The following is a 25203-nucleotide window of genomic DNA, read 5'->3' as shown; positions in this document are numbered from 1 at the left end:
AAGAATATTAAGCTATAAAAATACAAAAGCCGCCTTGAAAAGACAGCTTTTGTTATTTAATATATTTAAGTTGGGTTTAGAAACCTAACTCTTTTTTTACATCTGTAAGTAAGTTTTTACCTTCAGCCATAATTACACCTCCACCTTGAGTAGAATCTAATACGTAATCGAAACCTTGAGCTTTAGCTACTTTTAAGATTGCTGTTTTCGCTTTTTCGGTAATTGGCTTTAAGAAATCAATTTCTTTTTGTTGTAAATCTTTTTGTGCAGTACTCGCATATTTTTGGATATCATTCTCCATCTGTTGCACTTCAACAACTCTTTTCTCGTTTTCTTCTTGAGTCTTTGTAGCTGCTTCTGCGTTGTACTTTTCCATTTTGGCTTTGTACTCGTTTTGCATTGCTTTAATATCAGAATCGTAAGTCTTACCTAACTTTTCCATTTCAGTTTGTGCCGATTTCATTTCGGGCATTGCTTTAATTAATTCTGAAGTATTAATATGTGCTACTTTAGATTGAGCATTTGTAAAGCTAGTTGCTCCAATAAATAATGCTGCTGCAATTAAAAGGGTTTTAAATTGTTTCATTTTAAAATAGAATTTGCGTGTTAAATTGTTAATTAATTAATGTTTAGTTATCGTTTTCTTCTTGTCTTTTTTCGCGGTCTTCAGCGGCTTGTCGCTTTTTTTTATCAAGTTCTTTTTTTCTAGCTTCTCTATCAGCCAATTTTTTGGCGCGACGTTCCTCTAGAATCTGTTCTCTTGTTTTTGGCTCTTCCTGGTTTTCGGCAGTGGCACTCTTCTCATTAACGTCTTCATTTACTTCTTCGTTATCCTCTTGAGCGTTGTCGTCTTCCTCATCATTTCTATCATTATTGCTATTTCTAGCGTCTATTTTATCTTGTCTTTCTTGTTCGCGTTCTGCAATAATTTTAGCTCTTTTTTCTTGAGCTTCTTTTCTACGGTCTTCAACTATCTTGCGTCGGGCTTCTTTTTTAGCTTCTAAAGCAAGCTCTCTTTCGTCTTTGCCTTCGTTAACTTCTACGAAAACATCTTCCTCTTTTGCTTCTTTTTTATCTGCGTTAGATTTTAATTGCTGACGTCTCGAGGCTCTTGTTATTGTTCTTAATACTTGCTCACTAACATCGAAACGTTCTTCTGAATATAACATAACAAGATCGGCAGATTTATCGAATACAAAATCATATTTTTTAGCTTTTGCGATATCTTGAACGGCTTGAAAAATTTGATCTTGTACCGGTTGCATCAGTTGCTTCTTTTGAAGCATTAAATCGCCGTTGGGACCAAATCGTTTTTGTTGGTAATCTAAAATTTCTTTTTCTTCAAAATCTAAATCTTCTTCACGTTCTTCAATTAATTCTTTTGTTAAAAGCGCTTTTTCGTTATTTAATTCGGTACGCTTTAATTCTAAGGCATTTAATTGTTCTTCAATTTCACCTTTCCATTGTTGTACTTTAGTTTCTAATTGCAATGTCGACTCTGTGTAATCGGGTACGTTTTGCAAAATATATTCAGTATCGATATACCCAATTCTAACACCGCGTTGTGCGTGCACAGACAGGCTAATAAATGTTAAGGCTAATACTAAAAAAAGGACTTTAAGTTTCATTTGTTTCATTGTCTTATTTTTTTGAAAAATGGAGTCATCACTCAATAATAATTCTTGATATTACTTTTTGTTTTAACAAGCTGTTTTCAAAATAACGCATTTTAATTCAAAATATTTAAAATCTTTCAGCAAATCCTTAAAATCTATATTGAAAATATCGTGCCAAAAATAAGGAAAATAAGAAATATAGAAGCCGATACTATAAAATTAGACTGTTTTCTTAGAATTGTTGTCCGATAATAAAATGCGTTTCCCAACCGTGTTTTTGTGTTTGCCCAGGAATATTATCGAAACCATGACCAAAGTCAATTCCCAATAGTCCAAAGGCAGGCATAAATATTCTGACACCAAAACCTGCTGAACGTTTAACATCGAACGGGCTATAATTTCTAAAGCTATCATAAGATCCACCAGCTTCTATAAACGAAAGAGCATAAATTTTAGCACTTTGTTTTAAAGTAATAGGATAACGTAACTCTAAAGAAAATTTATTATAAATAGCACCTCCATCCTGCGTAGATAACGCTTGGTTAGGATACCCTCTTAACGCAATAGACTCTCTACCATCTAAACTGTAGCTTCCTAGACCATCTCCTCCAACAAAGAAACGCTCGAAAGGAATAACTCCTCGATCTTGGTTATAAGCGCCTAAGAAACCAAATTCTACGCTTGATTTAAAGACAAACTTATCGACTGCTTTTGTATACCATTCTCCTTTAAATTTAACTTTGTAGAATTCTAACCATTTAAAACGTTCTTGGTCAATTTCCGACACTCTAGTTCTAGCGTCGCTTCTAACAACAGTAGAATTTTCTGGGTTGTCTTCTATTTCTCGGTTCGTATCTCTTTCTTCTTTTAATGCAGAATAGTCTGTGTTATTAAGTAAAGAGTAAGGGATAGACATTTTTGCGGTTACACTAAAGTTAGACCCTCCCATAGGAAACACAGGATCGTTGAACGTGTTGTTTCTACTTAACCCTACGGTGTAGGCTAAGTTGTTAGAGTAGCCGTCTCCAAAGGTAAATAAACCGGTATTATAGTTTTGTAAATCGTAATGTTGAAAACTTACCGCTTGAGACAATGTAAAATAATCGTCTGGAACGGATAAGCGCTTGGCTAAACCAAATGTAATTCCTGTAATATTAAAACGCTTGTCTTTATCTGCATCTCTAGTCTGTGGATTGTATAAAAATTGTTTAGTATGCGAAACAGACGTTGAAAACTGTACGGGTTTTTTTCCTCCTAACCACGGCTCAGAGAATGAAAAGCTATACGTTTGGTAAAAACGACTCGCTTGTAAACGCAATGCTAATTTTTGTCCGTCTCCCGAAGGAATTGGCTTATATGCGTCTTTATTAAAAATATTTTTTAAGGAAAAGTTATTAAATGATAACCCTAAAGTACCAATAAAACCACCACCACCGTAACCACCTTGTAGCTCGATTTGGCTAGATCCCGACTCAACGACAGCGTATTCCATATCTATAGAGCCTTCGTCTGGGTTGGCGTTTTTAAAGTTTGGAGATAACTGCTCTGCATCAAAGAAACCTAATTGACTTAATTCTCTAACCGTACGTACCACATTAGATTTACGGTATAATTCTCCCGGACGCGTTCTTAACTCTCTATAAATAACGTGGTCGTTTGTTTTTTCATTGCCTACGACGGTAACTTTATTAAAGTAGACGGGTTTACCCTCTACAATACGAATCTCCATATCGATTACATTCCCTTCTGCATTGGTTTCTACAGGGTTAATGCTAGAGAATAAGTAACCGTTATCTTGGTATAAGTTTGTAATGTCGTCACCATCTGGTTTTGTATTGTCAGCAATTCTTTTTTCTAATAAAACACCATTGTAAGTGTCTCCTTTTTCTATGCGAAGTTTACGTCTTAAGAAATCATCAGAATATACGGTGTTACCAATAAAAGAAATATCGCCAAATTTATATTCATCGCCTTCTTCCAAGGTAATTGCTAAACTAATAGTCTTTTTGTCTTCTTTTATTAAGGTGTCTGCGGTGATACGTGCATCTCTATATCCGTTTTCTTTGTATAAATTAACAACGCTTTCTAAATCCTCTTTATACTTTTCTTCAATGAATTTAGAGCGTTTTAAAAATCGTAAAAAGAACTTTCGCTTTGTGTTCTTCATCGCTTTTCTAAGTTTTTTATTACTTAGAACAGAGTTACCTGTAAAGGTAATATCGCTAATTTTTACTTTCTCACCTTTGTCTACAGAAAGCACCATATTTACTCTTGCTTTCTGTATAGAATCTTCTACAGTAAATGTGGTTATGTTTACTTTGGTATTTAAATACCCCTCTTTTTTATACTTATTCTCAAGGTAGTTTTTGGAGGTGGTAATTAAGTTTTCGGTAACCTTAACGCCTTTTTCAAGTTTGTTATCTTTAATTAACGATTCTTTTTTACCTTTCTTAATACCCGCAATTTTAATGTCGTTAAGTTCTGGTAAATCCGATAGTCTAATTTCTAAATACGCCGAATTGCCTTCCACTTTTATTAAGTAGATTTCAATATCATTAAACAAGTTAGAGTTCCATAGCTTTTTTATTGCTGCACTTATTTCTTCCCCTGGAATTAGGACTTCTTTGCCCTTTCTAAGTCCAGAATAGGTGATAATAGTCTGTGCGTTAAAACTGGTATTACCTTTTACGGTAATATCTGCTAAAGTGTATTTTTCACCGTTAGCATACGAAAGGTTTTGTGCTGTTGCAATTTGGCTTGATATTGTAAATAATACAAGTAATGCGAATTTTAGTAATGTTTTCAAAGATAATTTTTTAGCTAATTTGTTCACTTGTTTTCCCAAATCGTCGTTCTCTATTTTGATATTCAATAATAGCATCATACAAATGTTGCTTTTTAAAATCTGGCCATAAAACCGGCGTAAAATATAATTCTGCGTAGGCTATTTGCCATAGTAAAAAATTACTAATACGTTGCTCTCCGCTGGTGCGTATTAATAGATCTACATCTGGTAAATTTTGCGTGTAAAGATGCTCATTAATAATTGATTCATCAATTTTTTCGACAGAAATTATATTATTTTTAACTTTAACACTAATTTCTTTAATAGCGTTAATTAACTCTTCTCTCGACCCGTAACTAAGGGCTAAAGTAAGTGTCATTCTAGTATTGTTTTTTGTAAAATCAATAACCTCATTCAGTTCTTTATAGACTTTTTTTGGAAGTAATTTAATGTTTCCTATAGCCTTAAGCTTAATGTTATTATCAGTTAATGTTTTTATTTCTTTTTTTAATGAAGAGACTAAAAGGCGCATTAGTGTGTCGACTTCAACTTTAGGGCGGTTCCAATTTTCGGTGGAAAACGCGTAAAGTGTTAAGTTCTCTATGCCTAATTGTGCCGAAGCTTCTACGGTTTCTCGCACAGACTTTGTTCCTCCTTCGTGTCCAAAAGCGCGAAGCATTCCTTTTTGTTTAGCCCAACGCCCGTTGCCATCCATTATAATAGCGAGATGTTTGGGCAATTTGCTTGTATTTATTTTTTCTAAACTCAAAATTAGTTGGGGCAAAAACAAGGGTTTCTACCAAAGGTATAGGTTAAGGTAACACCCGTAAAAGTGTACCAGTCGTTATTATTTATATTTCCGAAGCTTTTAGACTCCATTAGGTTTTCGCTATCTGGAACGCTGCCGTCGAGCTCGTCTGAGAACGTGTAGCGCGCGCCTACTTCTAGCGCCAGAATAAACTGAGAAGAAATAGAGGCTTTAAATCCTAAAATTAACGGTATTCCATAAGCAAAACTAGAGGTGTCTTCACTCACCACTGTACCATTATTAAAATAAAAATTATCGTGTTTTGCAATACTTATTCCTGAATATAGATAGGGAGTAGCAACAGGTCTGCTGCTATGTAAATCGAAATCTAAAAATGTAAATTCCATTCCTGCCGATAATTCTACGATCTGATTGGTAAATTCATATCCGCGATCTTTTCTTCCTAAATCATCAGACTTGCTGTCTAAACCTTCTAATTCTGAAAACAGCAACGATACGCGCCAAGAGTGTCTCGGACTTCTATTCCATTTGTAGATGCCACCAATAGCCAACTGACTTGGTGAAATGTAACTGGTGGAACCAACATCGCCAATAAAATTACTTCCCCCAACAAACACACCTAATTCATGTATTTGTGCAGAACTTAATTGTATGCTAAAAAATGTTATTAATAAAATAGAAATATATTTCATAGATGTTCAAAAGTTTGCAAATATAATAAACTAAGATTAGCCTATGCCAATTTGAATTAAATAGTTATAGGTTTTAAAACAGATTTCTTAGTTAATTATTGTTTAATTTCTCTTGTCTTCGCCCCAAAGTAATTTTTTACGTAAAGTGGTTAAAAAGCTTTCATAATGTAACTCGATCATATTAATCGTGAAATCGGCTTTTTTTATGATGATACTTGTGTTGTTACTTAAGGTTATTATTCTAGAATCTAACGACACCAAATAATAATCTTCTCTCCCGTTTACTTTTAATTCAATTTTAGTAGCATCTTTAATTACCAAAGGTCTTGCGCTTAAGTTGTGCGGGGCAATAGGCGTTAATACAAAGCTAGAGGTGTCTGGTGTTATAACAGGCCCGCCACAACTTAAGGAGTAACCAGTAGAACCCGTAGGTGTAGAAACAATTAAACCATCACTCCAATACGACGTTAAATATTCGTCGTTAAGTTTTGTGTCTACAGTAATCATTGAGGTTGTGTTCTTTCTGCTTACTGCGATTTCATTTAATGCAAAATTTAAGTCTTTAAGATCGCTGTTTTCCTCTGAGGTTTCTATAGAAAGTAAGGAGCGTTTCGATATTTTGTAGTTTTTATTAAATATGTGCTTAATAGCATCTTCAATCTCGTCGTGCTGTATGGTTGCTAAAAAACCTAAGCGTCCAGTATTAATACCAACAATGGGGATGTTTAAATCTTTAACGTAAGTAATAGCTCTTAAAATAGTACCATCACCGCCAATACTAACCAGTAAATCGTAAGTCGTATCTAATTCTGAAAAGGTTTTAGTCTGTAAAGGAAAATGAAACTCGTCTTTAATAGCATTGAAAAACTCTGTTTCAATAGCTATCGATGCTTTGTGTTTTAATAAAGCATCAATTAAAACCTTTGTAGAATGAATTGAATGCTTTTGGGGAAATTGACTATAAATAGCAACTTTCATAAACTATATGTTAAGATATTTATTTAAATAATCTGAGCGTTCTTTTAATCCTTCAATATAACTATCTTCCTCGTGGCCAGAAATAATATGGTAACTGTAGCGTCTAAAAGTTTGCATAATTTCGCTAAGTCCAGTACTGGTGATTTTTAATGTAATTTGAGCAATATCATTTTCAATTTTAGAAATAAATGCACCTAGCAATTTTCCATCGTTAGATTCTACAATCTGACTAATTTCACTAAACGAATAATCGGCTAGTCCTTTTTCTATAATTAAAACCGCTCCAGCTTCAGCAAAAAATGGGGTTTCATTAAATAAGCTAATAATATCATTGAGTTCGTAATAGCCCAAGTACTTATTTTTCAAACTTAGAATGGGCATAATATTGCATTTGTTTTGTGCAAAAGCTTCTAAAATATCTAACCAATCGGTAGTGTCGCGAACAAAAAAGCCTTCCGCAGCATAAGCACAATCTTTAATTTGCTTCCGACTTTCGAAACAGTGCACATCGGTTTCCGATAGGCATCCCAAATACACATCATCGGCATTTTTTATAGGTATATGGGAATAGGTTAACTGAGTAAATAGCAATTGTAAATCGCTAATTAAATCGGTGTTTTTAAGGGGTTGTATGTCGTTTATTACGTATTGTGAAAGATTCATCATAGGTCGCGTTAACTTTGTGCAAATTAATTAAAATTTAATACACTTACGTAGTTCTACTTTGTATTTTTGTGTTTTAAATACTTCAAAATATGACAAAACTTAGTGTTAATATAAATAAGATAGCCACTTTAAGAAATTCTAGAGGGGGCGATATGCCTAATGTTGTGCAGTTTGCGAAAGATGTTCAAGTTTTTGGTGCAGAAGGTGTAACCATTCATCCTAGACCAGACGAACGACATATTCGCTACCAAGATGCTTACGATTTAAAATCTGTGGTGCACACCGAGTATAATATTGAAGGAAATCCAATCCAAAAATTTATGGATATGGTTTTAGAAATAAAGCCAACACAAGTTACTTTAGTGCCAGACAGTATTACTACTTTAACCAGTAATGCGGGCTGGGATACAATTAAACATAAAGATTTTTTAGCCGAAGTCATTCAGACATTTAAACACAACGGGATTAGAACGTCTATTTTTGTCGATCCTGAAATACGCCAAATTGAAGGCGCAGCAAAAACGGGCACTGATAGAGTAGAATTATATACGGAAGCTTTTGCACACCAGTATAGTTTAGGCGATACAAAAGCTATTTTACCCTATGCTAAATGTGCAGAGGTGGCCAATACTTTAGGTCTAGGTATTAATGCGGGTCACGATTTGTCTCTAGAAAACATCGCCTTTTTTAAAGCAAATATTCCGGGATTATTAGAAGTGTCTATAGGACACGCGTTAATTTCGGAAAGCTTATATTTAGGTGTAGAACACGTTATAAATAGTTATTTAGAAAAATTAAGATAATGCAATTACATTCAAATATTTTAGGTGAAGGTAAGCCGTTTGTTATTTTACACGGTTTTTTAGGAATGAGTGACAATTGGAAAACGTTGGGGAAAAAGTTTTCTGAAGCTAATTACGAAGTACATTTAGTAGATCAAAGAAATCACGGTAGAAGTCCGCATAGCGACGATTTTAATTATGAAGTACTCGTTGACGATTTAAAACACTATTGTATAGAACACGGTTTAAAAGATATTATTCTTTTAGGGCATTCTATGGGTGGAAAAACGGCAATGCTTTTCGCAACTACGTATCCAGAATATGTTTCGAAGTTACTGGTTGCCGATATTTCACCACGATTTTATCCCACACATCACGACGCTATTTTAAAGGGATTGAAATCATTAGACTTTGAGGTGTTAACTAGTCGCGGAGCAGCCGACGAGCAGATGGAACATTATGTGCCCGATTTTGGAACACGACAATTTTTACTTAAAAACCTCTATTGGAAAGAAAAAGGTAAATTAGCATTACGAATGAATTTAGACGTACTAACCAATCAAATTGATAACGTTGGCGAGGCGTTACCGGTGCACTCTAAATTCGAAAAAAACACGTTATTCTTACGGGGCGACAAAAGTGACTATATTGGGCCTCAAGACGAATCTATTATTACCTCGCATTTTGTAAATGCATCTATTGTAACGATACCAAATGCAGGACATTGGTTACACGCCGAAAACCCCAATGCGTTTTACGACGCGGTAATTCAATTTATTAAATAACAATCCAAATCAAACAATCAAATACGCAAAACTTATGAAATTAATTTTTAGACTTTTATTAAGCGCTATAGCTGTTGTGGTGTTAGCAAATGTACTTGGAGGTGTTTCAGTTGATGGTTATGGTACAGCAATTATTGTGGCACTTGTACTCTCTATTTTAAACTTATTAGTAAAACCTATTTTAGTTATTTTAACCTTGCCAATAACCATTATTACTTTAGGGTTGTTTTTGTTAATTGTTAATGCGGCGGTTATTTTACTAGCCGATAGTTTAATCTCAGGGTTTTCGGTAGACGGTATTTGGTGGGCTGTGCTGTTTAGTATTTTACTATCTGTACTGCAGTCGTTTTTACATTCATTATTGAAAGACGACTAATAACTAGCGAAAAAACAGAGTCTTAAAAATAAAATGAGACTGAAACACAAGGTGTTAAAAACTTTGATAGAGTGTAAAAAAGTAGTACTTTTGCACTCTATTTTTATTTAGTAAAAAAGTGAATTACTAACGCCTATATATTATTCAAAATGAATATTACAAGAGAAAACATAGATGCATTAAATGCAGTAGTAACAGTAGATATCGCAAAGGACGATTACAGTAATAAAGTTGAAAAAATCTTAACAGATTATAAGAAAACTGCTGACATTCCAGGATTTAGAAAAGGCCAAGTGCCAATGGGAATGGTTAAAAAGCAATACGGTAAAGCGGTATTAATAGAAGAGGTAAATAAATTACTTAAAGAGTCTTTAAATAATTATTTATCGACAGAGAAGTTAGATGTTTTAGGACAACCACTTCCAAAAACACAAAACGAAATTAATTGGGAGGCCGACGATTTTTCTTTCGAATTTGAATTAGGGTTAGCGCCAAAATTTGATGTTGATTTAAAAGGAGAGAAGGCAATCACACATTATAAAATTATAGCCGACGATAAAATGATCGACGAGCAAGTAGAACGTGTCCAAAAGCAATACGGAAAACTAGTTTCTCAAGATACCGTTGAAACAGATAGTGAAATTTCTGGTGTTTTTAAAAATGAGGAAGAAGGCATTGTAAACGCTGTAACTATAACTTTAGAGAAATTTAACGAAAAAGCAACAGGAAAGAAATTTGTAGGTGCTAAAGTAGGCGATGTTATAACCTTAAAAACTAAAGGGCTTTACGAAGACGATCATGAATTAATGGACGCTCTTAAAGTAGAGCACGATAAAGCACACGGTTTAGACATTGAAGTGACTTTTGAGATTACAGAAATCAACGAAAGAGAATTAGCAGATGTAGACCAAGAGTTATTCGATAAAATGTTTGGTGACGGTGTTGTAAAATCAGTTTCAGAATTAAAAGCTAAGATTAAAGAAGATGCTGAAAAGCAATTCGTACAACAATCAGATCAAAAATTATTAAATGACATTACAGAATATTTAGTAGAAAATACAAAGTTCGACTTACCGTCAACATTCCTTCAAAAATGGATGCAACAAGCTGGTGAAACAGAGCTATCTGAAGCGCAAGGTAAAGAGGAGTACGAGAAGTCTGAAAAGAGCTTGCGTTACCAATTAATCGAAGCGAAATTAATGGAAGCAAACGGTATAAAAATCGATTTTGAAGAAGTTAAAGAAAACGCTAAGACAATGATTAAAATGCAAATGGCGCAATTTGGTCAGTTAAATCCTTCAGATAAAGAATTAGAAGATATCGCTGCGCGTGTCTTATCTAATCAAGAAGAGGTGAAACGTATTTCAGAACAAGTTGTAAGTCAAAAACTACTTAACCTATACAAAGAGAAAGCAAACGTAAAAACTAAAGAATTAACTTACGAAAAGTTTGTTAAAGAAGTTTACGGCGATAAATAAGCAGTCCTTTTTTAAAGAATTATCATTATCTTTAGGCGTTGAAATGTTATCGTTTTAACGCCTAAAATTTTTCAGTTAAATTCAACTTAAAAAGTTTTACAACCACTGATTTAATGGTAAATTAAAAAAATAATCTTGTAAATATTACAGGATATATAACTCAATTATAAAGCAATAGTTACACTATGGATTACGGAAAAGAATTCGAAAAATTCGCAATAAAAGACCAAGGGATTAACAGTATGTACTACAATAAAATTATTAGTAGTATGTACCCACAAGACCTGACTCCAAATATTATTGAAGAACGCCAAATGAATGTTGCTATATTCGATGTGTTTTCTAGATTAATGATGGATCGTATTATCTTTTTAGGAACAGGAATTAACGACCAAGTTGCAAATATTATTCAAGCACAACTTTTGTTTTTAGAGAGTACAGATGCTAATAAAGACATCCAAATATATATTAACTCTCCAGGAGGGGGTGTGCACGCAGGTTTAGGTATTTACGATACAATGCAATTTATAAAACCAGACGTAGCGACAATTTGTACTGGTATGGCAGCCTCTATGGGAGCTGTGTTATTATGTGCTGGTGCAGCAGGAAAACGTAGTGGATTAACGCACTCTCGTGTAATGATTCATCAACCATTAGGTGGTGCTCAAGGTCAAGCTAGTGATATCGAAATTACGGCAAGAGAGATCTTAATCTTAAAAGAAGAGTTATACAATATTATTAGTAAGCATTCAGGTCAAGATTTCGATAAAATATACAAAGATAGTGATCGTGATTACTGGATGAAATCTGATAAAGCGAAAGAATACGGAATGATCGACGAGATTTTAGTTCGTAGTTAATAAATAAAAGAATACAAACTGCTTTTCTTGTATTAGGGGAGCAGTTGTAAAATACAAAGTATGGCAAAGGAAGAATTAGAATGTTCATTTTGTGGTAGGAAAAAGCCAGAAACTAGCTTATTAATAGCCGGGTTAGATGCGCATATTTGCGATCGTTGTATCGAGCAAGCTCACGGCATTGTGCTAGATGAGTCGAAACAAACGGACAATAGCGACTTGTCGGCGGAATTAATGCTAAAGAAGCCACAAAAAATCAAAGCCTTTTTAGACGATTATATTATCGGGCAGGATTACACCAAAAGAGTGATGTCTGTGGCCGTTTATAATCACTATAAGCGTTTATTACAACCCGTAAGTAAAGACGATATCGAGATCCAAAAATCGAATATTATTATGGTTGGGCAAACAGGTACAGGTAAAACATTAATAGCAAAAACTATTGCAAAAATGTTAAACGTGCCTTTAGCTATAGTAGATGCGACTGTTTTAACCGAAGCGGGTTATGTCGGTGAAGATGTAGAAAGTTTATTAACACGTTTACTTCAAGCAGCCGATTATAACTTAGAAAAAGCAGAAAAGGGAATTGTTTTTATAGACGAAATAGATAAGATTGCACGTAAAGGTGATAATCCGTCTATTACGCGCGATGTCTCTGGAGAAGGAGTGCAACAAGGGTTGTTAAAACTTCTTGAAGGTACTGTAGTTAATGTACCACCTAAAGGTGGGCGTAAGCATCCAGACCAGAAGTTTATCGAAGTAAATACAGAAAACATCTTATTTATTGCAGGTGGTGCCTTTGATGGTATTAATAAAGTGATTTCAAAGCGACTAAATATGCAAGCGGTTGGTTATAGTGCTTCTCTAAGCGATAATAACATTGATCACGATAATTTATTGCAATATATTATTCCTAGGGATTTAAAAGACTTTGGTTTAATACCAGAAATTATTGGTCGTCTTCCAGTGCTAACACATATGAATCCGCTAGATGCGGAGACATTGAGGGCTATTTTAACAGAACCTAAAAATGCCATTATTAAACAATATAAGAAGTTGTTTGAAATGGACGAAATAGATTTAAGTATCACCGAAGGTGCCTTAGGTTATATTGTAGATAAAGCTATCGAATATAAATTAGGAGCTCGTGGATTACGTTCTCTCTGCGAAGAAGTATTAACCGATGCGATGTTCGAATTACCAGGAACAGACGTAAAGGAATTAAAAGTAACAAAAATTTACGCAGAAGATAAATTATCGAAAACAACGCTTAAAAAGTTGAAAGCCGTGTCTTAAAACGTAAAAGTATATACTACTAAAACCCTTTCATTATTATATTGAAAGGGTTTTTTTATACCGTCTTTGTAAAAATTCTGATTTTAAGAAGTGTAGCGCACTACAAAAAAGTTTATTCCTAAGTATTGTGTTCAGCCCACTAAATTAGTTGACCTAAAGAGGGTGATTTCTATATAAAAACTAAAAATTAAACGTAAAAATTGTCGTCACTAGCGCCGTCGAGGTCTCAATCGGTTCTTAAAAAAATAGATTAGCTCTTTTATTGTGTACGTAATTAAATTTTAGACTTATCTACCTTAAAGGCTATTTGTTAATACAAAGTCTAATCCTTGTTCGCTCGTTCTACTCCAGATATACTAAAGCTTACATCGCGTTGGTTCATAATTTTACATTTAAAAAACATAAATATGGTGCCCCCTTTAAATAATAGATAGAGACTTAAATTTATAATGGAGAACAACTAAATATCTGTCTAAAATAAACAGAAAAAAACCACCTATAATAAAGTATAAGTGGTTTTACTGGTTTCATTTCTTAGAATAAAAACTAACTCAGAATTCAAATGAAAGTTTAAAATTATTTATTATTTCTTAAAAATATAAATAAATACTTGATAATCAAAATATTATAAGTTAAGTTTTTTTGTGGACAGGTAACTTAATGGTTCAGTGCTAATAAATCTTCCATAAAATTTCTCGAATTCGATAATCGTGGTATTTTATGTTGGCCGCCAAGTCTATCATTTTTCTTAAGCCAATCATAAAATAAATGCGACCTTGCAATATTAATTTTAGGCTTTTTTAAGGTCATATTATTATAACGCTTCGCTTCGTAATCCGAGTTTAAAGCTTTTAAGGCATTATCGAACAATTCATTAAAATAATCAATATCTTTTGGAGGCGTTTTAAACTCGATAAGCCATTCGTGAGCTCCTTTTTCTTTGCCCTCCATAAAAATAGGAGCCGCCGTATAATCTATTATTTCAGCAAATGTTTTTTTACACACGCGTTTTAGTGCTTCTTCGGCATTTTCTATAATTAATTCTTCTCCAAAAACATTTATGTGGTGTTTAGTCCTTCCGGTGACTTTTATTCTGTAGGGATCTACCGAAGTAAATCTTACGGTGTCTCCTATATTATAGCGCCATAAGCCGGCATTTGTAGTAATAATTACCGCGTAGTTCTTTCCTTGTTCCACTAAGCTTAACGGAATTGTTTTTTCGTTTAGAGTGCCATAAACATCCATCGAAATAAACTCGTAGAAGATACCGTAATCCAACATTAATAATAATTCGCTAGAGTTGTTACGGTCTTGAATGGCAAAAAAGCCTTCCGAAGCATTATAAATTTCATAATATCTAAAGTCACTTCGGGGTAAAATACTTTTGTATTGTTCTACATACGGATTAAAGCTTACGCCCCCATGAAAGTAAACTTCTAAGTTGGGCCAAATATCAAAAACAGAGTCCTTATTGCTATGATCTAAAACGTTGTTAAGTAGAACTAACATCCATGAAGGAACACCCGCTAAACTCGTTACATTTTCGTTAGTTGTTTCGTTAACAATGGCAGCCATTTTGGTTTCCCATTCACTTAATAAAGACACTTTACTACTTGGTGTACTGCTGTATTCTGCCCAAAACGGCATATTATCAATTAAAATAGCGCTTAAATCACCAAATACAGTGCCGTTTTCTTTGTACAATTCTTTACTCCCTCCAAGTCGTAAACTCTTGCCATTAAATAATTGTGAGTCTTCATTATTATTTAAATACAGACACAGCAAATCTTTACTTGCTGCATAATGGCACTCTTCTAAAGACTCCGAACTTACAGGAATAAACTTGCTTTTTGCATTAGTTGTACCGCTAGATTTTGCAAACCATTTTATTGGGCTTGGCCAAAAGATATTATGTTCACCTTGTCTAGAGCGCTCAATATTGGCGTGGTATTCTTCGTAGGTTGAAATAGGAACGCGCTCGCAAAACTCTCTGTAACTTTTTATGGATTCAAAACCATATTTCCTACCAATTTGTGTGTCTTTTGCAGTATAAAGTAAACTAAAAAGTAACTCGTTTTGTACTTCGTTTGGGTATTTTAAAAAGAGATCTATTTGATGAAATCGTTTCTTTAAAAACCAGGAAGCAATTGAATTTACTAAAGGTATTGGCATATTTTTAAGTATCTTTAAGTTCTAAAAATAAGACTTTTTTTTATGACCTACCAAGGTGTTCTCACAAAAATGAAAACTGAATATGCAAAGCCAGTTCAGTATTATTTAATTTTCGAAAATGATTTTATCAATTTTAATCAATTACTTAACAAAACCATTCAAATTGAGTTTGTTAAGCATCAATGTTTAAATTGTAGTTTAGATAAACCTATTTACAGACAGGGGTTTTGTAAAAGTTGTTTTTTCGATATTCCTCAAGCGGCAGATTGGATTATGAGACCTGAATTAAGTACGGCACATTTAGGGCAAGAAGATCGTGATTTGGAGTATGAAAAAAAAGTACAACTAAAACCACATATTGTATACCTAGCAAATTCTAGTAATGTAAAAGTAGGGGTTACGCGAAAAGGGCAAGTACCAACGCGATGGATAGATCAAGGAGCACACGAAGCCATAGAAATTGTTGAGGTTCCCAACAGGTATTTAGCCGGAATTACAGAGGTCGCTCTAAAAGAACACGTTGCCGATAAAACCAATTGGCGAAAGATGTTGAAGAATGATATTGAAGATGAAAACCTAATAAGCTGGCGCGAAAAACTGAAGCCGTTTATACCCGTAGAAGTCTTAAATTTTTATATTGAAACCAATACCGAGACAGAAATACAATTTCCAGTATTGCGTTATCCTGTGAAACCTAAAAGTTTAAACATAGAAAAACAGCAGCGGTATCAAGGCGTTCTAATGGGTATAAAAGGGCAGTATCTTATTTTTGAAGACGATACCGTTTTTAACATTCGAAGCAATGAAGGCTTAGTTGTAACTATTTCAGTGATATAAACGAAAAAAACTTCGTATTAAAAAATACGAAGTTTTTTATATATGATAAATACTAAAAACGATTATACGTTTTCTGCGTCTCTTAATCCTTGGATATAAGATGCTTTCTGGATCTTACGTCTGTTTTTTACAGAAGGCTTAGTAAAGAACTGGTTCTCTCTTAAGTTTTGCATTACTTTAATGTTTCTGTGTTTTCTCTTGTAACGTTTTAATGCACGTTCTATGTTTTCTCCGTCTTTTATTTCAATTCTTAACATCTGCGTAAATTATGTGTGTTCTTAAATTTAGGTTGCAAATATATGCTTTACATTTTACTTCACATAATTTAGTGAGGTATTATTTTAATGTATTACATATTTAATAAACAGTGTCTTTCACCGTTATTTGCTCGCTCTCTTGTTTTTTCTTTCTATTCTTACCAAAAAGGTTAAGAATATCCTTTACAGGATTTTTAGTCGATTCCGTAGAATCCTTTGTGTTGTTTTGTCCAGAGCCACTATTCCCACTTAAAATATCTTTAATAGCCTCTTTAATCGGTGCATTATTTTTAGTGGTTGTCGAGTCTTTTGTCGAAGCCGAGTTCCCACCTATAGCATTACCTATAATGTCTTTAATTTTATCTTTTCCAGAACTAATAAGCTTTTGTTTTTCAATTTCAATAAGCTGCTGAGTTAAATTTTTAACACCGCTTGTTAAATCGGTATTTATTTTAGGATTTGTAAAGGTACCATTAATACTTGCAGTAATTGGAATTGAGATCTTATTTACTTCATTATCATTAATTTTCCCGATAAGTCTATTAACATCACTCCCTAAATATTTAGCTGGAACATTAAATACCGCGTTGTAATTCATTGTTTTATCAAAACCGTGAGAGCCGTCAACCGTTATACCAATATCTTTATAACTTAAATTAAAAGGTGAAATATGTACTTGTCCGTTTTCAAACTTTAAGCTTGTTTGTAAATCTTTTAAATCCAAATTATCAAAATCTATAAAACTAAGAGCACCGTTTAAAGCAGATAATAATTTGGCGTTTTTAGGTTCTACTTTTGTGGTTAATAATTCGGCTAATGCGCCACCAGAAATGGTACTCATAATAGGGGTGAAGTCATTTCCTAAATCGCCAGATAGCGTAATAGCACTATTCAGCTTACCTTGTAAAGCGTTTGCAACAGGGGCGATATTTTTCAACATATCTAATCCGTTAAATGATTCCGCGATGTCGAAATTTTTCATTCCTAAATCCATATTAAATTTAGGGGTTTTGTTTCTTGTATCGATAGAACCACTCATTGTTAAGTTCCCTTTAAAGACATCCGAAGACACCTCGTTCAAAAGTGCCTGTTCGTCCTGAAGTGCTAACGCACCCTTTACATTGGTTAATTTGATGTTATCATAAATCACGGTTTTTGCATTTACAGTTATATTACAATCTAAAAATGCAGGTATTTTAAGTGAAGTTGCTGGTTCTGTGCTTTGATTGACTGGTTGATTGGTACCGCCTTCAATCATAAAATCGCTCACCACAAAACGATTAGAAGTTACATTGAAGTTTCCTTTTAATTTTTTATCACTTAACACAAAACCTAATAAATTATTAATGGTACCGGTCGCATCCAAATCCGACTGGCCTGTTTTAGCTTTGAAATTATCTAAAGTAATAGTGCCTGGTTTAAAATTTATTTCTGCTCTGTAAATTTCGATCGGGTTTACAATATCTGCAGATGCGAAGACAAAATCACTTAATTCAACGCGACCGGTATTTTTAATACGTTCGTAAGCATTCGTTTCAATGGCATTCATATCGAAACTCGTGTTTACATTTGCTTTAATAATTCCTTTGAGTTCGTTCTTTAAAGCTATAGGATACGCTTGCGAAATGTTTGCTAAATTCAAAATTCCATCTAGTTGGGCGTTTACTAACATATTCTTTGTTAAGTTCTTTAAACTCGCCGAAGCTTTAAAAACATCTTTATCAATTCTAAAATTAAGTGTTTTAATATCGACATACGTATCGTCTATAGTTCCGGTGGTGTTTAAAATAGAAGCATCGATACTAATATTATCTACACGTTTTGGAAGATCTGGATATTTAAACGACGCGTTGTTAGAGAGGATTTTAATATCTAGTGTTGGTATTGTGGTTTCGGTAACTTGCCCTTTTATCTTTCCGTTAATTTTAAAGTTTCCAGTGGTTTGAACATTACTAATATTCTTGGAGTACGTTTCTGGTATTACCGCTAAGAAATCTTTAAAAGTAGAGCCAGGATTTTGGAACGTTATATCAATATCTTGACCGTTTTCTAAAAGTTGTATATGCCCTTGGAATTCAATTGGTAAGTTGTTAATTAAGGCCTTGTTCTCTTTAAAAGTATACTTGCTGTGCTCTAAATCCAAATCAATTAAAGCTTCTAGTTTCACTCTATTGTTGCTTAAATATTCCGTGCTATCCATACTAAAGGTTACGTTCGCTTCGGTATGGGTAACTAATTCAGAAAGGGTTTCAGAAAACCGACCTTTACCAGAGTGGTTAAGCTCGGTAATGTACATTTTAATGTTAGCCTGCTCATCTAAATACGTTAACGCACTATTTTTAATACCGTAAGATTCAATATCTAAAGTAAAGTTGTTTTTAGAATCTTCTGGTTTGGTAACAGTAGCATCTGTTACTTTTGCAATGTCCCAGTTAACATCGCCGTACGTGTTTGTTTTCAAGGTTAACAACGTCTCGTTTAATTGAATCGCATTAATCTTAATGGGGGCATCATCTGCTTTTTTAAAGAGTTCTTTTACCGACATATCAAAAGATAAACTTTTAATAGAGGCAAGCGTTTCACCTTCAAAAGGCGCGAAATTTGTAATGACTAAATCGTCTACCGTAACATTAGCTTGCGGAAAACTGCTAAGGAAACTTAAGCTTACATCGGCAAATTCTACTTTTGCATTCACGCTATTGTTTATAAAATTACGGGCCATGTCTTTTATTTGTGATTGAAAAACAAACGGTGCCGCCACTAATAGTAAGACAATAATAAGTAAGGTAATTCCTGTTATTTTTAATATTTTTTTCATTGATAGTTTATGGTTGTTATATTGAAAATATACGCAAAAATGAACTATAAAGACCTGAGATGTCGTTATTTTAAGATAAATTTATAATAAGAGTAACGCTTCATTACCTTTTAAATAGAAGCGCTCTTTAGACACGTAAATATAGCGGTTTTTAAAGGGAGTGTAATTAGGAAACAAAGACTGTAGAGAAGAGTCTGCTGTATAATAAATCTATAAGACGACGTAATTATAAAAGTGAAGGAAGCGCAATTAAGAGTGTGCCGATAACGTGTCAACAAAAAAAAGGTATAAATAATTAAAGTTGAAACAACACCTATCGTAAAAAGAAAATATTTACATACAGAATGTGGCAGTGGTGTCATTTACTGCCACAGCAATATGGGAGCGCATTACTTATAACTTTGTCTTAGTATTTAAAGGCATTTATAGGTTGAAACGGGAAGGTCTTCGAAAAAAAAAGCATACCACTATTTTTCAAAATTAAAGTTGTGAATAAATAGAGTCGAAATATTAAAACGAAACGTTTTACTTTTAACTATTTTTGCCAATACTTATGCTTCAACCACAAAAAAAAGTTTACCTATCTATAGGCAGTAATAAAGGCGACAAATTAAAACATTTGCAAAACGCTATCGATGCTATATATAAGAGAATTGGTGTCGTGAAATTGATATCTAAGGTGTTCGAAACGCCAGCTTTAGGTTTTGATGGCGACGAGTTTTTTAATGCGTGTTTACTAGTGGAAACGGCTTTAAAACCAAACATAGTACTTCAAGAATTATTACTTATAGAAGCGAAGCAAGGTCGCACTAGAACTAAAAAAGAAGGATACGAATCGCGCGTTATCGATTTAGATATCTTATTTATTGAAGATGCTATAATCGATACAAAATTACTACAAGTGCCTCATCCTGAATTACAAAACAGACGTTTTGTGTTAGAGCCTTTAGCTACAATAGCTTCGAAGTTGATGCACCCTAGGCTTCAAAAAGAAGTGTCGGTTTTATTAGAGGAGTGTCCTGACGATAGTAAATTGCAACCGATAAATAAATGGTTGAAAAACCCGAGTAAAAGACATCCGTTTTCCAATTACAATTATATCGCAATTGAAGGTAATATCGGCGCCGGAAAAACGAGCTTGTCTACAATGATAGCAAACGATTATAATGCAAAACTTATTTTGGAGCGTTTTGCCGATAATCCGTTTTTACCTAAGTTTTATAAAGACGCTCAGCGTTATGCTTTTACTTTAGAAATGTCTTTTTTGGCCGATCGCTATCAGCAAATTACCGACGACCTTTCGCAACTCGATTTGTTTAAAGACTTTATTGTTAGTGATTACGATATTTATAAATCGCTTATTTTTTCGAAAATAACCTTACCGGAAGAAGAGTTTAGGTTGTATCGGAAACTATTTTATTTAATGTATAAAGATATCGCGAAACCGGAACTGTACGTGTATTTATATCAAAATACAGAACGGTTAAAAGAGAACATTAAAAAACGCGGACGCAAATACGAACAGAATATTGAGAGTGACTATTTAGAAAAGATTAATTCTGGCTATTTAGAATTCTTAAAAACCCAAACCGAATTTAATGTAAAAATCATCGATATTTCACACCGCGATTTTATAAAGAATCGAGAGGATTATCTTTTTATATTGGATGCTATTTGTAATGGTAATTAACTAAAGCGCTTTTAGTTTACTAAACACATCCCAAACCACAACGCCACAACTAACAGAGATGTTTAAGGAGTGTTTGGTGCCAAATTGCGGGATTTCGATAACATAATCGCTAGAATTAACTACGTTTTGCGCCACACCTTTTACTTCGTTACCAAAAATTAAGGCGTATTTTTTATTAGCTTCTGGAGAAAATGTGTCTAGCATTATAGCATTCTCCGCCTGCTCAATACTGCAAATTGTAACGTTGTCTGCTTTTAATTTAGCAATCAATTCTAAAGTGTCTTCTACGTGTTCCCAAGCAACAGTGTCTGTGCTTCCTAAAGCTGTTTTATGAATATCTTTATGTGGTGGCGTTGCAGTGATGCCGCAGAGATAGACTTTTTCAATTAAAAAAGCATCGCTTGTTCTAAATACAGACCCAATATTATTTAGGCTTCGTATATTATCTAAAACAATAATAAGTGGTGTTTTAGTAGCCGTTTTAAAATCGGTAACCGTGAGGCGGTCTAACTCACTGTTTTTTAATTTTCGCATACATTTTTAATTCTAAATTATGGCGCTATATTTCGCAGTAATTTACGTCTTTCGGTTTGTGAATAATTATAAATAACTTACTAGCAATTGACTTCAAAAAAAATCAATATTTAGTTACATTAGCAAACATACTCAAAAACACTAATCCATTGGCAAAAAAGACTAAAAAAGTATCCCCTTTAATGCAGCAGTATAATGCAATAAAAGCAAAATACCCTGATGCCTTATTACTATTTCGTGTAGGTGATTTTTACGAAACCTTTGGTGCAGACGCCATTAAAACGGCCGAAATTTTAGGAATTATTCTTACCAAACGCGGCGCTGGAAGTGACAATGAAATTGAATTAGCAGGATTTCCGCACCATTCTTTAAACACGTATTTACCAAAACTGGTAAAAGCAGGCAAACGCGTCGCTATTTGTGACCAATTGGAAGACCCAAAGCAAACAAAAAACATTGTAAAACGCGGTGTTACCGAATTGGTAACTCCGGGTGTGGCCTTAAATGATGAGGTTTTACAGTCTAAAACTAATAATTTTTTATGTTCGGTGTATTTTGGTAAGCATACTATTGGTGTCGCTTTTTTAGATATTTCAACAGGAGAGTTTTTAACAGCACAAGGTAATCAAGAATATATCGATAAGTTGCTTCAGAATTTTGGACCCAGTGAGATTTTAGTGTCCAAACAAAAGCGTCTTGAGTTTAACGAGGTCTTCGGAAAAGATTTTCATACCTTTAATTTAGAGGATTGGATTTATCAATTCGATTACGCTAATGAAACCTTACTAAAGCACTTCAATACGAAATCATTAAAAGGATTTGGAGTTGAAGATTTAAATGCTGGGATTATTGCTTCGGGGTCTATTCTACATTATTTAGGCGAAACGCGACATAGCAAATTAGACCATATTGCTGCGATTTCTCGTATTGCCGAAGATGAATACGTGTGGATGGACCGCTTTACAATTCGTAATCTTGAATTGTATAATTCTAACAATAATAATGCAGTTACGCTTTTAAATGTTATTGATAAAACCATTTCGCCAATGGGCGGTCGTTTGTTAAAGCGTTGGTTGGCCTTGCCATTAAAAAACGTGACTAAAATTAAACAGCGACACGAAGTCGTTTCATTTTTAAAGAAAAATAAGACCGAGCATCAAAAGATTCAAAACCATATTAAACAAATAGGAGATATTGAGCGCTTAATTTCTAAAGTGGCCACTGAAAAAGTAAATCCGCGAGAGGTTATTCAGCTTAAAAACTCTTTAGAAGCGATTGTACCCATAAAAATACTAGCAGCGGCTTGCGAGAATGAGTCCTTGAAAATTATAGGAGACAATTTGCAAGGTTGCGATGTGTTGCGTCATAAAATTAAAGAGACTTTAAATGAAGAAGCGCCAGTAAATGTTTTAAAAGGAAACTCGATTGCTGAAGGGTTTTCGGCAGAATTGGATGAGCTGCGTGCTTTATCAACATCAGGAAAAGAGTATTTAAACGGTATGTTGATGCGCGAAAGTGAACGTACCGGAATCACATCCCTTAAAATTGCAGCCAATAATGTTTACGGGTATTATATAGAAGTACGAAATACACATAAAGATAAAGTGCCGCCAGAATGGATACGTAAGCAAACTTTAGTTAATGCCGAGCGTTATATTACCGAAGAACTCAAAGAATACGAATCTAAAATTTTAGGTGCCGAGGAACGCATTTTAGCGATCGAGCAAAAAATATTTGCTGATTTAGTCGCGTGGATGAGTCAATATATCAAGCCCGTACAGCAAAATGCCTATTTAATTGGTCAGTTAGATTGTTTGTGCGGCTTTGCACAATTGGCAAAAGACAATAACTATTCGTATCCTATTATAAACGACACTCAAGATTTGCAAATTACAAAAGGAAGGCATCCTGTAATAGAGAAGCAATTACCTATAGGGGAAGCCTATATTTCTAACGATGTGTTTTTAGATCGCGAAACACAACAAATTATTATGATTACCGGACCTAATATGTCGGGTAAGTCGGCCATATTAAGACAAACGGCTCTTATTGTATTACTAGCGCAAATAGGAAGCTTTGTGCCTGCAGAAGAAGCTAAGATAGGTTTAGTCGATAAAATATTTACTAGAGTAGGGGCGAGCGATAATATTTCTATGGGTGAATCAACCTTTATGGTAGAAATGAATGAGACCGCGTCCATATTAAATAATATAAGTGAACGTAGTTTGGTGCTGCTAGACGAAATTGGTCGTGGCACGAGTACTTACGATGGTATTTCTATTGCTTGGGCCATTAGCGAGTACTTACACGAACATCCTGCACGCCCCAAGACGTTATTTGCAACACATTATCATGAGCTTAATGAAATGACTGAAACGTTTGCGAGAATTAAGAATTTTAATGTCTCGGTAAAAGAATTAAAAGACAATGTGCTTTTTTTAAGAAAATTAGTAGAAGGTGGTAGTGAGCATAGTTTTGGTATTCACGTGGCAAAATTAGCAGGAATGCCACAGCAAGTTTTACATAGAGCCAATACCATTTTAAAGAAATTAGAGAAGTCGCATTCTAGTGAGGAACTCACAAATAAAGTAAAAATAATAAAAGATGAAATGCAACTCAGTTTTTTCAATCTAGACGATCCGCTACTAGAAGAGATCAAACAACAAATATTATTAACTGATATTGATACACTTACGCCGGTGGAAGCTTTGATGAAATTAAACGAGATTAAGCGAATGCTGATTAGCAAAAAGTAAAAAATAAAAGTTTTTTAAAATTTCTTTTGAAAAAGCTTTGGTAATCGTAAAAAAGTACTAAATTTGCACTCGCAATAGCGATATTGCTTGTTCATTAAAAGACTGCGAAAGTAGCTCAGGGGTAGAGCATCACCTTGCCAAGGTGGGGGTCGCGGGTTCAAATCCCGTCTTTCGCTCTGATATTTTATTGAAAATATTCCACGCTCGGGTGGTGGAATTGGTAGACACGTTGGACTTAAAATCCAATGTCCATTAGGACGTACGGGTTCAAGTCCCGTCCCGAGTACTAAAGCCTTTATCAAAAAGATAAAGGCTTTTTTTATACCTAAAATTTAAATTAAAACAAAACTGGATAAAAATAAAAAGACCATAAAATTAAGCAGGGTCTTTCTTATTATACAATACAGTGGTTGCTATTATTTATCGTTTGCAACTTTTTCCATTTTTTTCATTCCTTTATCTAGTTCTTCTTGTGCTTCTTTGGCATTTCCGTCTTTCATCTCATCATTATAATCTTCAGTCGCGTCACGGCTAATTTTCATATATCTTTCTAGCGTTTCATTAACCTCTTCTATTAAATCATCGTATTGTTCGTTTACTTCTTCTAAATCGCGTCTAAACTTGTCTTCATTTGTATTGTCTTCAGACATCAATTTCTTGTAGTCTTTTTCTAAATCGGCTATATCTTCAGAAATCTCTTCTGTTTTTAACCAATCTGGTCTAGATAACGTCAAATCATTGATAGTCTCCACTAAGTTACCTGCCATTTTTTTTGAAGTGGCATATTCTTTTCCTGCCAAAGAGGTCATTCCTGTGTGTAAGTCGGCAAATGCTTTCCAACTAGTAATGGTTCCGCTGCTTTTGTATTCGGTAAAAACGTTTTCGTTTACCATATTAGCCATTCTTTTAGCTTCCATTTGGTTTACCTCATGTACTGTTTTAGCTTCGTCCTGCGTAACTTCAGTTTTAGTTTGTAGGTTGTTTTCTTCAAAGACGTTGTTTTCTTTTTTTTCATCTTAGCAAGATGTGAAGCCGACTAAAGCGATGGCTACTGCAAAG

21 protein-coding genes and 2 tRNA genes are annotated in these 25203 nt (G+C 34.0%); 11 read left to right on the top strand and 12 right to left on the bottom strand.

Annotated elements, in window-relative coordinates; all coding sequences use genetic code 11:
• Nucleotides 1-76 precede the first annotated feature (76 nt).
• From ES676_RS09575 to ES676_RS09545, 7 genes are all read right to left on the bottom strand, one after another.
• Complete coding sequence (locus ES676_RS09575; RefSeq protein WP_148370099.1) at nt 77-586, bottom strand: OmpH family outer membrane protein; 510 nt, start codon at nt 584-586, stop codon at nt 77-79.
• A gap of 43 nt (nt 587-629) precedes the next feature.
• Nucleotides 630-1637 (bottom strand): OmpH family outer membrane protein, encoded by a 1008-nt coding sequence (locus tag ES676_RS09570; RefSeq protein WP_246130341.1) that lies wholly within the window; start codon nt 1635-1637, stop codon nt 630-632.
• Between the two features lie 211 nt (nt 1638-1848).
• A complete protein-coding gene (locus ES676_RS09565; protein ID WP_148370098.1) occupies nt 1849-4500 on the bottom strand; it encodes a BamA/OMP85 family outer membrane protein in 2652 nt (883 codons plus the stop codon).
• A complete protein-coding gene (locus ES676_RS09560) occupies nt 4433-5116 on the bottom strand; it encodes an isoprenyl transferase (RefSeq protein WP_394348789.1) in 684 nt (227 codons plus the stop codon). Before ES676_RS09560 ends, ES676_RS09565 begins: the two co-directional genes overlap by 68 nt.
• 56 nt (nt 5117-5172) lie before the next feature.
• Nucleotides 5173-5862, bottom strand: coding sequence for a type IX secretion system protein PorG (porG, locus tag ES676_RS09555; protein WP_148370096.1), 690 nt, complete (start codon nt 5860-5862; stop codon nt 5173-5175).
• A 102-nt stretch (nt 5863-5964) separates the two neighbouring features.
• Entirely contained in the window at nt 5965-6840 is an 876-nt protein-coding gene (locus tag ES676_RS09550) for an NAD kinase (RefSeq protein ID WP_148370095.1), read from the bottom strand.
• Nucleotides 6841-6843: 3 nt separating this feature from the next.
• The gene (locus ES676_RS09545; RefSeq protein WP_148370111.1) at nt 6844-7503 is read right to left on the bottom strand and encodes a CBS domain-containing protein; all 660 of its coding nucleotides are present in this window, start codon (nt 7501-7503) and stop codon (nt 6844-6846) included.
• Between the two features lie 92 nt (nt 7504-7595).
• Between ES676_RS09545 and ES676_RS09540 the strand changes: the two genes are divergently transcribed.
• From ES676_RS09540 to clpX, 6 genes are all read left to right on the top strand, one after another.
• Complete coding sequence (locus ES676_RS09540; RefSeq protein ID WP_148370094.1) at nt 7596-8309, top strand: pyridoxine 5'-phosphate synthase; 714 nt, start codon at nt 7596-7598, stop codon at nt 8307-8309.
• Nucleotides 8309-9073 carry an alpha/beta fold hydrolase gene (locus ES676_RS09535; protein ID WP_148370093.1) on the top strand — a complete coding sequence of 255 codons (765 nt, stop codon included), beginning with the start codon at nt 8309-8311 and terminating at the stop codon, nt 9071-9073. Before ES676_RS09540 ends, ES676_RS09535 begins: the two co-directional genes overlap by 1 nt.
• A 34-nt stretch (nt 9074-9107) precedes the next feature.
• Entirely contained in the window at nt 9108-9449 is a 342-nt protein-coding gene (locus tag ES676_RS09530) for a phage holin family protein (RefSeq protein WP_148370092.1), read from the top strand.
• 149 nt (nt 9450-9598) lie between these two features.
• Nucleotides 9599-10927 (top strand): trigger factor, encoded by a 1329-nt coding sequence (tig, locus tag ES676_RS09525; protein WP_148370091.1) that lies wholly within the window; start codon nt 9599-9601, stop codon nt 10925-10927.
• A 185-nt stretch (nt 10928-11112) separates the two neighbouring features.
• Nucleotides 11113-11787 (top strand): ATP-dependent Clp endopeptidase proteolytic subunit ClpP, encoded by a 675-nt coding sequence (clpP, locus tag ES676_RS09520; protein WP_148370090.1) that lies wholly within the window; start codon nt 11113-11115, stop codon nt 11785-11787.
• A gap of 60 nt (nt 11788-11847) precedes the next feature.
• Entirely contained in the window at nt 11848-13080 is a 1233-nt protein-coding gene (gene clpX / locus ES676_RS09515; protein WP_148370089.1) for an ATP-dependent Clp protease ATP-binding subunit ClpX, read from the top strand.
• A gap of 657 nt (nt 13081-13737) precedes the next feature.
• Here clpX and ES676_RS09510 read toward each other — a convergent pair.
• Nucleotides 13738-15252 (bottom strand): GH3 auxin-responsive promoter family protein, encoded by a 1515-nt coding sequence (locus ES676_RS09510; RefSeq protein ID WP_148370088.1) that lies wholly within the window; start codon nt 15250-15252, stop codon nt 13738-13740.
• 42 nt (nt 15253-15294) lie between these two features.
• Here ES676_RS09510 and ES676_RS09505 point away from each other — a divergent pair, with 42 nt between their 5' ends.
• Nucleotides 15295-16089, top strand: coding sequence for a DUF2797 domain-containing protein (locus ES676_RS09505; RefSeq protein WP_148370087.1), 795 nt, complete (start codon nt 15295-15297; stop codon nt 16087-16089).
• A gap of 62 nt (nt 16090-16151) precedes the next feature.
• Here ES676_RS09505 and rpsU read toward each other — a convergent pair whose 3' ends face one another.
• Entirely contained in the window at nt 16152-16346 is a 195-nt protein-coding gene (rpsU, locus tag ES676_RS09500; RefSeq protein ID WP_148370086.1) for a 30S ribosomal protein S21, read from the bottom strand.
• A 100-nt stretch (nt 16347-16446) separates the two neighbouring features.
• On the bottom strand, nt 16447-19164 hold the full coding sequence (locus ES676_RS09495; protein ID WP_148370085.1) for an AsmA family protein: 2718 nt from the start codon (nt 19162-19164) through the stop codon (nt 16447-16449).
• 553 nt (nt 19165-19717) lie between these two features.
• On the opposite strand from ES676_RS09495, the gene folK reads away from it, so the two are divergent.
• The gene (gene folK, locus ES676_RS09490) at nt 19718-20854 is read left to right on the top strand and encodes a 2-amino-4-hydroxy-6-hydroxymethyldihydropteridine diphosphokinase (RefSeq protein WP_148370084.1); all 1137 of its coding nucleotides are present in this window, start codon (nt 19718-19720) and stop codon (nt 20852-20854) included.
• Here folK and ES676_RS09485 read toward each other — a convergent pair whose 3' ends face one another.
• Entirely contained in the window at nt 20855-21388 is a 534-nt protein-coding gene (locus tag ES676_RS09485; protein WP_148370083.1) for an RNA methyltransferase, read from the bottom strand.
• Between the two features lie 149 nt (nt 21389-21537).
• Between ES676_RS09485 and mutS the strand changes: the two genes are divergently transcribed.
• The 3 genes from mutS to ES676_RS09470 all read left to right on the top strand — a co-directional run bounded on the left by mutS (nt 21538) and on the right by ES676_RS09470 (nt 24430).
• Nucleotides 21538-24144, top strand: coding sequence for a DNA mismatch repair protein MutS (gene mutS / locus ES676_RS09480; protein WP_148370082.1), 2607 nt, complete (start codon nt 21538-21540; stop codon nt 24142-24144).
• A gap of 104 nt (nt 24145-24248) precedes the next feature.
• A tRNA-Gly gene (locus tag ES676_RS09475) sits at nt 24249-24320 on the top strand.
• A 26-nt stretch (nt 24321-24346) separates the two neighbouring features.
• Nucleotides 24347-24430, top strand: a tRNA-Leu gene (locus ES676_RS09470).
• A gap of 130 nt (nt 24431-24560) precedes the next feature.
• Here the strand turns inward: ES676_RS09470 and ES676_RS09465 are convergent.
• Entirely contained in the window at nt 24561-25061 is a 501-nt protein-coding gene (locus tag ES676_RS09465) for a TM1812 family CRISPR-associated protein (RefSeq protein WP_148370081.1), read from the bottom strand.
• Nucleotides 25062-25203 lie beyond the last annotated feature (142 nt).

This window comes from Bizionia saleffrena (assembly GCF_008086175.1).
Lineage (GTDB): Bacteria > Bacteroidota > Bacteroidia > Flavobacteriales > Flavobacteriaceae > Bizionia > Bizionia saleffrena.
Note: the sequence above shows the minus strand (reverse complement) of the source record. Positions and strands in the feature narration are given on the sequence as shown.